The organism is Collinsella sp. AM36-4AA, from assembly GCF_003467795.1.
In the GTDB taxonomy this organism is placed as follows: domain Bacteria; phylum Actinomycetota; class Coriobacteriia; order Coriobacteriales; family Coriobacteriaceae; genus Collinsella.
The window spans coordinates 182433-193711 of the sequence record NZ_QSHS01000001.1 but is presented as its reverse complement, the minus strand read 5'-3'; the positions used below and the strand labels follow the sequence as shown (position 1 = coordinate 193711).

Below are 11279 nucleotides of genomic sequence, written 5' to 3'. Positions count from 1 at the left end.
CCCAAACGGGGCGGCACGCCATTTTTTATCAGCCAACTCGTTGAAGTATGGTGACGAAGGCGCAAGGCCGGGAGGGGTTTCCTAAGGGCACATCCCGCAGCCGCAACGCGGCGAGGACGTGCCCGTGGAAACCCCGCAGGCCCCGCGGCCGGTGGGAGCAACGCTACTTCACGACCAAAATGTCGCAGTCCGTATTGCGCAGCAGGAACGTCGAAATCGAACCCAGGAGCGCGTACTTGATCGAGGACAGGCCGCGGGCGCCGCAGAGCACCAGGTCGGGCTTGACCACGTCGAGCATCTCGTCTTTGAGCGTCTCACGAATACGGCCGGCGCGAATCATGACCTCGACCTCGGGAATATCGGGATTGGCCTTGGCCTCTTCGAGCTGCTTGGCGATGGAGTTCTTAAATGCCTCCTCTAGGCCGTTGACCAGATCGACCGGATAGGAACCGGCGCTCTCGAGCGCCGTGGAATCGATAACGTGGCCGATGATTAGCTTGGCGCCGTTGTTCGCGGCGACCTTGATGGCGCGTGCGAGCACAAAATCCTGCTGTTCAGTACCGTCGAGTGAAACAAATACCTTGGTGTAGCCCTCGTTCATGGTTTCCTCCTTGGTCTATCGCACGGGCGCGGGGCTCGTGCATCGGGCGGGCGCGGGCGCGTTGGCCGCCGGACACTTTATCTTGTTGCAGTTATACCCAAGGATTTGGGTTTGACCGCTCGCAATTCTGTGAACGGGCGAGTTTTTTGGTAAGGGTAGGCGCAGGCGCGCCGCCAACGGTTGATAATGGGACATCGCCCGCACCGTCCGCAGAACAATATCGGCGGGTGTCTAACGAGGGGGTCCCTTTGGATATCATCGAGCTTTTAAAATCTGCCTTCATGGGCCTGGTCGAGGGCATCACCGAATGGCTGCCCGTTTCGTCGACCGGTCACATGATCTTGGTGGACGAGTTCGTCAAGATGAACGTGAGCGAGACGTTCTGGAACATGTTCCTGGTCGTGATTCAGCTTGGCGCCATTTTGGCCGTCTGTGTGCTGTTCTTCCATGAGCTCAATCCGTTCTCGCCCAGCAAGGGCAAGGAGGGCCGTCACGACACCTGGGTGCTGTGGGGCAAGATTGTGCTCGGTTGCATTCCTGCGGCGGCGATCGGCCTGCCGCTCAACGACTGGATGGAGGAGCATTTCTACAATGCTCCCGTCGTGGCGCTGGCGCTCATTGTGTACGGCGTGCTGTTTATCGTGATCGAGAACTGGCGCGCGAGCAAGCGCGAGGAAATGGTCGTTGCCGGTTCGTTTGGTTCGCGTGCTGTGGTGTCGGGTGAACGTCCCGCCGGTGCGCACTTTGCGGCGCCCGCCACGGCTACCGCTGAGGATGAGGACGATGACGAGAATCTGGACTTTGGTTCCATCGCCACGCTCGAGGATCTAAGCTGGAAGACTGCGCTGGGTATCGGCTGCTTCCAGGTGCTTTCGCTGGTGCCTGGTACGTCTCGCTCCGGTTCTACCATCATCGGCGGCCTGCTTTTGGGCTGCACGCGCTCGGTGGCGTCTAAGTTCACGTTCTTCCTGGCCATCCCTGTCATGTTTGGCGCGAGTGCGCTCAAGCTGGTCAAGTACTTCATCAAGGGCGGCACGTTCGGCACCAACGAGATCGCCATCTTGGGCGTGGGCTGCGTCGTCGCCTTTGTGGTGTCGCTCATCGCCATCAAGTGGCTTATGGGCTTCGTTCGCCGTCACGACTTCAAGTGCTTCGGCGTCTACCGCATCATCCTGGGCATCGTGGTGCTCGCGTACTTCTTCGTTCTGGAGCCTATGCTCGGCCTGTAACTTGGTTGACGCTGCGCGGCGGCCAGAGCGACAACTTGTCATTCAACGAGGGCGGCATGACCAAAAGGTCTATGCTGCCCTCTTTTTTGGGCGATGGGGTGGGTCCGATGGTGGCGCACGGAGTCGTGGTGTGATTTGCGTCGGTGTCCGCGCGGCTCGGTATACTGGTACGGCTCAAACTATGGCGCTGCCCGCAGGCGCGCCGTCCGTCAGATGAGGAGTCGCCCATGACCCAGCCCCTGCCCTGGGAAAAGAACACTGCTGCGTCCGTGCCGCCCGCGCCGGAACCCGTGCCGCTCGATGCATACACTGCCCCCGCTGCGCCGGAGCCCGAGCTCGTCCCGCCCGACATCTACGATGCTCCCGCACCGGCACCCAAGCCCGCTAAGTCGCTTGTCGACATCGACAGTCTTAACCCCGCCCAGCGCGAAGCGGTCCTGACGACCGAAGGTCCGCTGCTGGTCCTTGCCGGTGCTGGCTCGGGCAAGACCCGCGTCTTGACCTTCCGCATCGCCCATATGCTCGGCGACCTGGGCGTTAAGCCCTGGCAAATCCTTGCCATCACGTTTACCAACAAGGCCGCGGCCGAGATGCGCGAGCGTCTGGCGGCACTTATCCCCAGCGGTACCCGCGGCATGTGGGTGTGCACCTTCCATGCCATGTGCGTGCGCATGCTGCGCGAGGACGCTGACCTGCTGGGCTACACCGGTCAGTTCACCATTTACGATGACGACGATTCCAAGCGCATGGTGCGTGATATTATGCAGGCGCTCGGCATCGAGCAAAAGCAGTTCCCCATCAACATGATCCGCAGCAAGATCAGCTCGGCCAAAAACGCCATGATCGGGCCCGAGGACATGCTCAAATCCGCTGACAGCCCCAATGACAAAAAGGCCGCGCAGGTCTACCTGGAGCTGGAGCGCCGCCTGCGCGCCGCCAACGCGATGGACTTCGACGACCTGCTCGTGCGCACGCTCGAGCTACTGCGAACCCGCCCCGAGGTGCTCGATAAGTACCAAGAGCGCTTCCGCTACATTAGCGTCGACGAGTATCAGGACACCAACCACGTCCAGTACGAGATCGCCAACCTGCTGGCCGCCAAGTACCAAAACCTCATGGTTGTGGGCGACGACGACCAGTCCATTTATAGCTGGCGTGGCGCCGACATCACCAATATCCTGGACTTTGAGAAGGACTTTAAAAACTGCAAGACCGTCAAGCTGGAGCAGAACTATCGCTCCACGGGTCACATCCTGAGCGCCGCCAATGCCGTTGTTCGCCACAACTCGCAGCGCAAGGACAAGCGCCTGTTTACGGCCGAGGGCGATGGCGAGAAGATTCAGGCTTTCCAGGCAAGCGACGAGCGCGACGAGGGCCGCTGGATTGCCGGCGAGATCGAGAAGCTGCATGCCAAAGGCACGAGCTACGACGATATCGCCGTGTTCTACCGCACCAACGCCCAGTCGCGTATCCTCGAAGATATGTTCCTGCGCGCGGGCGTGCCCTACAAGATCGTGGGCGGCACGCGATTCTTCGACCGTGCCGAGATCCGCGACGTCATGGCCTACCTCAAGATGATCGTGAACCCGGCCGACGAGATGAGCGTCAAGCGCGTCATCAACACGCCGCGCCGCGGCATCGGCTCCACCTCGATCCAAAAGATCGAGCAGCTGGCGCGCGACAACCGCTGCTCGTTCTTCCAGGCCTGCGAGATCGCAACAGCCGAGACGGGCATGTTTAGTGCCAAGGTGCGCAACGGCCTGTCGAGTTTTGTGGCGCTGGTGCGCGAGGGCCGCCGCATGGACGGCGAGCTCAAGGACGTCGTCGAGATGATTGTCGATAAGACGGGCCTGCTGCAGGCGTTTCGCGCCGAGGGCACCATGGAGTCCGAGAGCCGCGCCGAGAACATCCAGGAATTCCTGGGCGTCGCTGCCGAATTTGAGGAGACGCACGAGGATATCGAGGGCACGCTCGAGAGCTTGGAAGAGCTGCGTGCAGCCGGTGTTGCCGATGTGCCTGCCAGTGCCGAGCCCGAGCCCGTTGTGGTGAGCGCGCCTGCGCCCGAGCCAGGGCCGTCCGCGCCCGCGTCTTCGTTTGAGGCGCTCGTCGGTGCTCGTGACGCCGCGGGCTCCAATCCGCTCGATAGCCTAGCCGCTCCGGCGCTCTCGCCGCAGGATGCCCTGACCGCTGCCATCGCGGGCAACGCATATGCCGCGCCGACGGAGCTGCCGGCGGGTGCCGTGCATGCCGACGAGATCGAGCGCGCCTATGGCCCGCTCACCTGCAAAGCGCTGCCGGCGCTCATGGAGTGGCTGGCCTTGCGCTCCGACTTGGATTCCCTGGCCGGCGAGACGCATGCCATTACCATGATGACCATCCACTCTGCCAAGGGCCTGGAGTTCCCGGCGGTGTTTGTGGCCGGCATGGAGGAGGGTATCTTCCCGCACGTGCACGACTTTGGCGGCAGCGATGATCCGGGCAAGCTCGAAGAGGAGCGTCGCCTGGCCTACGTCGCCATCACGCGCGCCCGCAAGCGCCTGTTCCTGACCTATGCGGCCACGCGTCGCACCTACGGTTCGACTTCTGCCAACCCGCGCTCGCGCTTCCTCAACGAGATTCCGTTTGAGGATATCGAGTTTAGCGGCATCGGCTCTGCCGGTTTTGAGGGCACGGGCTGGGAGAAGCGCGGCGACCGTCACGGCACCTTTGGCTCGGGCATGGGCTCGGATATGTATGGCGGTAAGGTGTTCGGTTCGCATACGCGCTCGACCGGCGGTTTCGGTTCGCGCGGCGGATCGAGCTTCGACGATTTCTTTGGTGGCAGCACCTATGGCACCGAGCGCCATCGCGGGGTTTCGCCCGACGCCGGCCGTGTTGCCTCGACCTTTGGTTCGGGCGCGCCGCGAGCTAAAAAGCCGTCGTCCAAGGTGTCGCCGACGGTGGAGCGCAAGGTCGATCGCGCCAGCGCGTCGCAGGACTTTGCCGCGGGCGATACCGTGAGCCACAAGACCTTTGGCACCGGTACCGTGATCTCGGTCGCCGGAGACATGATCGAGGTGCAGTTCGAAAAGACCGGCCAGACTAAAAAGCTCATGAAGGGCTTTGCACCGATCGTCAAGTTGTCGTAATCCCGGCGGACCCGGGTGGGCGTATGGGGCAACATCGCCTGCTCGGACAGTCCTGCTCGCACGGAGAGCACATTAAGTGCTCTCCGGCTCGTGCGGAACTCGCGACCGATGTTGCCCTATACGCCCACCCAGGTCCTCAGGTGACGTTGCTTGCGAACGTCGCTCTACTCGTTCGCTTTTTGGTCTGGAGAGCCGGGTGGGCTGATAGAAAAATAGATGTGAGTAGGGGCTCCTCCGTTGATGAACGAGGGAGCCCCTTGTTTCGTTTTGGTTGTTGTTGCGACCTAGAGGTGGCTGATGATCAGTTCCATCTTGCCTTCGAGTTCGATCTGGTTCACGGTGCTCGGGGCCAGCAGGTGGCTGCCCTTGTGGACGGGGTCGCCGCAGACGGTGCCTTCGCCGTCGATGACCGACAGACACATGAAGGGCCAGCATTGCTCGAGGGTCTTGCTGCCGTTGACGCGCACGCGATCGACGGTGTAGCAGGGGTTGGACTCGAGTTCGGTCACGCCGTCGACTTCGGGCGCGGTCACGGTGCCGTCGGTCGGTGCCTGAACATCAAAGTCGATGCAGTCGAGGCTCTGCTCAATATGCAGCGGGCGCAGCTTGCCGTCGGTGCCGGGGCGGTCGTAGTCGTACAGGCGATACGTCACGTCGCTCGATTGCTGCGTCTCCAAAATGAGCGTGCCGGTTTTAATAGCGTGCACGGTGCCCGAGTCAATCTGGAAAAAGTCGCCCTTGTGGATTGGGAGCACGTTGAGCATGTCGTCCCAGCGGCCGTCCTCGATCATCTGTGCGGCCTCGGTGCGGTCCTTGGCGCGCTGCCCGACGATAATCGTGGCGCCGGGCTCGCAGTCCAGCACATACCAGCACTCGGTCTTGCCCAGGCTGCCGTTCTCGTGCTCGGCAGCGTACTCGTCGTTGGGATGAATCTGGATCGAAAGGTCGTCCTTAGCGTCCAGAATCTTAATGAGCAGCGGGAACTCCTTGCCCTCGCAGTTGCCAAAGAGCTCGCGGTGCTCGGCCCACAGCCACGACAGTGTGTGGCCGGCATACGGGCCCTCCGCAATCTGGCAGTCGCCGTTGGGGTGGGCCGAGATGGCCCAGCACTCACCGATGGGACCCTCGGGAATGTCGTAACCAAATACGGTTTCGAGCTGGCGGCCGCCCCAGATCTTCTCGTGGAAGATCGGCGTCAGTTTAATCAAATCGGACATGTTCATACCCCCATGGTGTTGTGCGGTCGCCCACTCTAAACGAGCCATAACGTGCGCCCGCATGACTACAAAAACCTATGCCAACGTTACGTTGTGCAGCTCAAAGCGGTCGCCGACGTTGCGCGAAATCGAGTACTCAAAGGCGTTGCCGCTATCCAAAAAGCCAATCTGGTTGAGCTCGAGCAGGGGAGCGCCGGGTTCGGTGTCCAGGCGCTCAGCCTCTTCCTCGGTTGCCGCTACGGCGCGGATGGTGCGGTGGAAGCTCGAAATCTTCAGCCCGCATTGCTCGCGGATGAAGCTGTAGACCGATCCATACAGGTCTTTCTTTTTAAGGCCCGGTATCAGCTCGAGAGGCATGTAGGTGTACTCGATGACGATGGGCTTCTCGTTGACCTGGCGCACGCGCACGATGTGATAGGCAAAGTCGTCCTCGGCAATTCCCAGCTGAGTAGCGACGTCCGCCGGTGGATTGACAATCGAGAAATCGTAGACCACCGAGGTCACCTTCTCCCCGCGGTGCTCATACGAAAAACCCTGGGCGCGGTCATTTTTGCCCTGGAAAAATGCCTGGTCGGGGAGACCCGCCGTGTCCTTAACGTAGGTGCCCGACCCGCGCCGGCTGGTGACAAGGCCCTCCTCGGTGATCTGCTCGATAGCTCGTTTGACGGTGATTTTGGAAACGCTATAGAGCTCGCAGAACTCAACGACGGTGGGTAGCTTGTCGCCCGGCTTAAGGGAGCCGTCCTCGATGCTTCGACGGATATCTGCAGCTATCGCCTCGTATTTGGGAATCATGGAACCTCCTTTCCGGCTTGATTGAGTACAGAAGAAAGTATAGTCAACACCTAAGCATCCCTATTGCGTTTTTGAAAAGTTCGAGAAAGGTTTAATTAAAAAACGCTTCTCTTTAAAAACTAGAGCGCTCTAAATGAATATGCATTCGAATAATGTGGTATTGAGCAAATTGATCGACTCGAGGATGGGGTTGAGCCGTTTTACCGCCCAACGAACCAAATACCATGCCCTGCGTTTTCACAGATAAAACCTGCCAAAACAAACCTGTCCCTTTTTGGCAGGTTTTTGCCTTGGGAGCGGTACCATACAGGCAATGTTTAAACGAGAAAGGCGGGCTCCCATGGAACCTAAGCAGTATTACATCGGCATCGACGTCGGCGGCACTTCGGTTAAGGAGGGCCTGTTCGACGAGGATGGTAACCTGCTGGCCAAGGCCAGCGTGCCCACGCCGCCTATCGTTGACGCCGCGGGCTTTGCCGCGGTGACCGAGGCTATCGACCAGGTGGTCGCCAAGGCTCAGATTCCGCGTGCCTTTGTGGCGGGCATTGGTCTGGCCGTTCCGTGCCCCATCCCGGCATCGGGCGATGCCAAGGTCAAGGCCAACATTGCCATTAACCTGCCCGAGCTGAGAGTCGCCATTCAGGAGCACTGCCCCGACGCGGTCGTTAAGTACGAGAACGATGCCAACGCCGCTGCCATGGGCGAGGCCTGGCTCGGCTCTGCCAAGGGCGTGCAGAACGTGGTGATGGTCACCATCGGTACCGGCGTGGGCGGCGGCGTTATCGTTAACGGCGACGTGGTATCGGGTGTTGTGGGCGCCGGCGGCGAGATTGGCCACATGTGCCTGAACCCGGCCGAGGAGCGCACCTGTGGCTGTGGCGGCCATGGCCACCTGGAGCAGTATTCCAGCGCCACCGGCGTGGTGAGCAACTACCTTGCCGAGTGCAAGAAGGCGGGCGTCGAGCCCATCGAGCTCACCGGCCCCTCCGATTCCAAGGACGTGTTCCAGGCCTGCCGCGAGGGTGACAAGCTCGCGCTTGCCGCGGCCGATACCATGGCCGACTATCTCGGCCGCGCACTGGCGCTTATTGCCAACGTGGTTGATCCCGAGATGTTCCTCATCGGCGGCGGCGCCTCCGCCTCGGCCGATGTCTACCTCGACAAGGTTCGCGAGCACTTTAAGCAGTACGCGCTTTCCGCCTCGCGCGAGACACCCATCAATGTCGCTTCGCTCGGAAACGACGCCGGCATCATCGGTGCCGCCTACGTAGCCCTGCGCGCCGCCGGTAAATAGCTGGTGCAAGGGGGACAGGTTACTTTGCACCAACATGGTGCAAAAGGGACAGCCTTGGCCCCCGTGCCTGCCCCAATTTGTGCCGCGGCCCTTCCATCTCATAGGGTTCGGCGTCAGCGTGCTACCATAGCTACGTCCAAGTACACATATCAAGTGGAGGATATCCATGGCAAACGTTCTTGTCTTTGGTCACCAGAACCCCGATAACGACGCCATCATGAGCGCCGTCGTCCTGTCCCAGCTGCTCAACCAGGTTGAGTATGCCGGCAACACCTACGAGGCCTGCGCCCTTGGTCAGCTTCCGGCCGAGTCCGCCAAGCTGCTCGCCGACGCCGGCATCGCCGAGCCCCGCGTGATCGAGTCCGTCGAGGCCGGTCAGCTCGTCGTCCTCACCGACCACAACGAGTCCGCCCAGTCCGTCGCCGGCCTTAAGGACGCCACGGTCTTTGGCGTTGTCGACCATCACCGCATCGGCGACTTCGAGACCGCCGGCCCGCTGCACTACATCTGCCTACCCTGGGGTTCCAGCTGCACCATCGTCACCAAGCTCGCCGGCGTGCTCGGCGTTGAGCTTTCCGATGTCCAGGCCAAGCTGCTGCTCTCGGCCATGATGACCGATACGCTCATGCTCAAGAGCCCCACCACCACCGATGTCGACCGCGCCGTCGCCGCCAAGCTCGGCGAGCAGGTGGGCGTCGACCCGGTCAAGTTTGGCATGGAGGTCTTCCTCACTCGTCCGTCCGGCTCCTTCACCGCAGCCGAGATGGTCGGCAACGACATCAAGATGTTCGAGCCTGCCGGCAAGAAGCTGCTCATCGGCCAGTACGAGACCGTCGACAAGAGCCGTGCGCTTGGCATGATTGACGAGATCCGCGAGGCCATGCGCGCCTACGCCGCCGAGAAGGGTGCTGACGGCATCGTCCTGTGCATCACTGACATCATGGAGGAGGGCTCGCAGGTCCTGCTCGAGGGCGAGACTGAGGCCGCTCAGAAGGGCCTGGGCATTGCCGACGAGCACGACGGCGTCTGGATGCCGGGTGTCCTCTCCCGTAAGAAGCAGGTCGCTGCCCCCATCATGGCCGCCTGCTAGGTTTAGTTGACCAAACGCTACGACCGGATCGCGGACGCCCCGCGCTCCGGTCGTTTTTTGTGCACGGTGCCGCGTCGTCTTTTGGACAGGCGTGCCCGTGCCGTTGAACAAATAATGTTCAACCTGTGGTTCCGCTTTTCGGCCATGCCTGCGTGCTTGTCGTGCAGGGTAGGCTAGATGCAAGCGTAATACGTTAGAGCGCGGCGCCGCCACTTGGGCGGGCCGTGCTTTTTTAAGACGGGAGCTTTCCCGTGAAAGGAGCCGCCCATGGCAGCAACTGAGCAGCTGTTCAACGTTCGTGAGCGCAAGCGTTTTGAGCGCCACGACATTTGGGAGCGCATCGCCGAGAACGGCACGATTTCCGCCGCCGTTATGGTCTTCGCCGCCATCGCCGCCGTCATTTGCGCCAATACCGATGCCTACGAGGCCATCCATCACTTTTTGGAGACCCCGCTGTATGTGGGTCTGGGCAACCTTACGGCCGGTCTCACCGTCGAGCTATTCGTCAACGACTTCCTCATGGCGATTTTCTTTTTGCTGGTGGGCATTGAGCTCAAGTATGAGATGACGGTCGGCGAGCTCAAAAACCCGCGCCAGGCTATGCTTCCCATGCTGGCGGCCGTGGGCGGCGTCGTCGTTCCCGCCTGCATCTACTTGATCTTCAACCATGCTGGCGCCCGCAGCGGTTGGGCCATTCCCATGGCAACCGATATTGCCTTTGCGCTGGGCGTGCTGTCGCTTTTGGGCAATCGCGTGCCCAACGGCGTGCGCGTGTTCTTCTCGACGCTCGCCATCGCCGACGACCTCATCTCCATCGCCGCCATCGCCATCTTCTACGGTCAGAGCCCCAATCCGTTTTGGTTGGGCGCCGCCGCGCTTGTGACCTGCGCGCTCGTGTGGCTCAACAAGACGCAGCACTACCGCCTTGCCCCGTATTCGGTACTGGGGCTGCTGCTGTGGTTCTGCATGTTCAAGAGCGGCGTACATGCCACGCTTGCTGGCGTCATCTTGGCCTTTACCATCCCGGCCAAGTGTGGCGTCAAGCTCGATAGCCTCACCGATTGGCTGGGCGAGTGCCTGCCGCTGCTCGATGACCGCTACGATGATGAGGCACACATCCTGGGCCAGCATGACTTTACCGTCTCGACCACCAAGGTCGAGCGCGTCATGCACCGCGTGACCCCGCCGCTTATCCGCATGGAGCGTCTGATCTCCACGCCGGTCAACTTTGTGATCCTGCCGATCTTTGCGTTCGTAAACGCTCAGGTTCGCTTAGTGGGCGTGGACATGAGCACGCTGCTCACCGACCCGGTGACGCTCGGCGTGTACTTTGGCATGCTGCTGGGCAAGCCGATCGGCATCTTTGGTATGACGTTTGCCCTGGTTAAGCTTAAGGCCTGCGAGCTGCCGCACAATGTCAACTGGCACATGATTGCCGGCGTGGGCATTCTGGGCGGTATCGGCTTTACCATGTCGATTCTCATCAGCGGCCTTGCCTTCCCGACGGCCCAGTTTGAGGTTCTTGCAGCCAAGGCCGCTATTCTCGCCGGTTCGGTCACCGCAGCCGTGCTTGGCATGATCTACATGAGTGTGATCTGCAAGCACCCCGCGACCAAGGACGAGTAAGAGCGCGAAAACCGGCTCCAGAACCGATTCGGGCGCGTTCAAAATGCGGATTCGGGCGGTGCTTGCCGCCTGCCAGACACGCCAGTGGTCAAAAAACGCCGTTTGTGAGTACTGTCACAAACGGCGTATCATTTTAGGTGCGGAAAATAATGAACAAAGTTATAAGAACTGTAAGTTAATGAGTGACCATCGACTTCCAATTTGGCGCTAGCTGACGGTGATTAGGAAGTTTCAAGTCGAGTTTTGCCGATTTCGACCAAGAATCGCTGCTACTAAAAAGGTAACAGTACTCATATTTG

At 60.8% G+C, this 11279-nt stretch carries 8 protein-coding genes; 5 read left to right on the top strand and 3 right to left on the bottom strand.

What is annotated here, in order from left to right; all coding sequences use genetic code 11:
• Positions 1–163: 163 nt before the first annotated feature.
• Positions 164–601 carry a universal stress protein gene (locus DW850_RS00880; RefSeq protein ID WP_006235921.1) on the bottom strand — a complete coding sequence of 146 codons (438 nt, stop codon included), beginning with the start codon at positions 599–601 and terminating at the stop codon, positions 164–166.
• Positions 602–849: 248 nt separating this feature from the next.
• Between DW850_RS00880 and DW850_RS00875 the strand changes: the two genes are divergently transcribed.
• Positions 850–1830 carry an undecaprenyl-diphosphate phosphatase gene (locus DW850_RS00875; protein WP_117785971.1) on the top strand — a complete coding sequence of 327 codons (981 nt, stop codon included), beginning with the start codon at positions 850–852 and terminating at the stop codon, positions 1828–1830.
• 227 nt (positions 1831–2057) lie between these two features.
• Complete coding sequence (locus DW850_RS00870; protein ID WP_117785970.1) at positions 2058–4958, top strand: UvrD-helicase domain-containing protein; 2901 nt, start codon at positions 2058–2060, stop codon at positions 4956–4958.
• A 284-nt stretch (positions 4959–5242) separates the two neighbouring features.
• On the opposite strand, the gene DW850_RS00865 is transcribed toward DW850_RS00870, so the two are convergent.
• Together DW850_RS00865 and DW850_RS00860 are read right to left on the bottom strand one after the other, a co-directional pair.
• Entirely contained in the window at positions 5243–6175 is a 933-nt protein-coding gene (locus DW850_RS00865) for a type I phosphomannose isomerase catalytic subunit (RefSeq protein ID WP_370215512.1), read from the bottom strand.
• A gap of 75 nt (positions 6176–6250) precedes the next feature.
• Positions 6251–6970, bottom strand: coding sequence for a GntR family transcriptional regulator (locus DW850_RS00860; protein WP_117785968.1), 720 nt, complete (start codon positions 6968–6970; stop codon positions 6251–6253).
• A 340-nt stretch (positions 6971–7310) separates the two neighbouring features.
• On the opposite strand from DW850_RS00860, the gene DW850_RS00855 reads away from it, so the two are divergent.
• The 3 genes from DW850_RS00855 (at position 7311) to nhaA (ending at position 10980) form a co-directional block, all read left to right on the top strand.
• The gene (locus DW850_RS00855) at positions 7311–8264 is read left to right on the top strand and encodes an ROK family protein (protein WP_233508985.1); all 954 of its coding nucleotides are present in this window, start codon (positions 7311–7313) and stop codon (positions 8262–8264) included.
• A gap of 166 nt (positions 8265–8430) precedes the next feature.
• On the top strand, positions 8431–9354 hold the full coding sequence (locus DW850_RS00850; protein WP_006235927.1) for a manganese-dependent inorganic pyrophosphatase: 924 nt from the start codon (positions 8431–8433) through the stop codon (positions 9352–9354).
• Between the two features lie 267 nt (positions 9355–9621).
• A complete protein-coding gene (gene nhaA, locus DW850_RS00845) occupies positions 9622–10980 on the top strand; it encodes a Na+/H+ antiporter NhaA (protein WP_117785966.1) in 1359 nt (452 codons plus the stop codon).
• Positions 10981–11279: the final 299 nt, after the last annotated feature.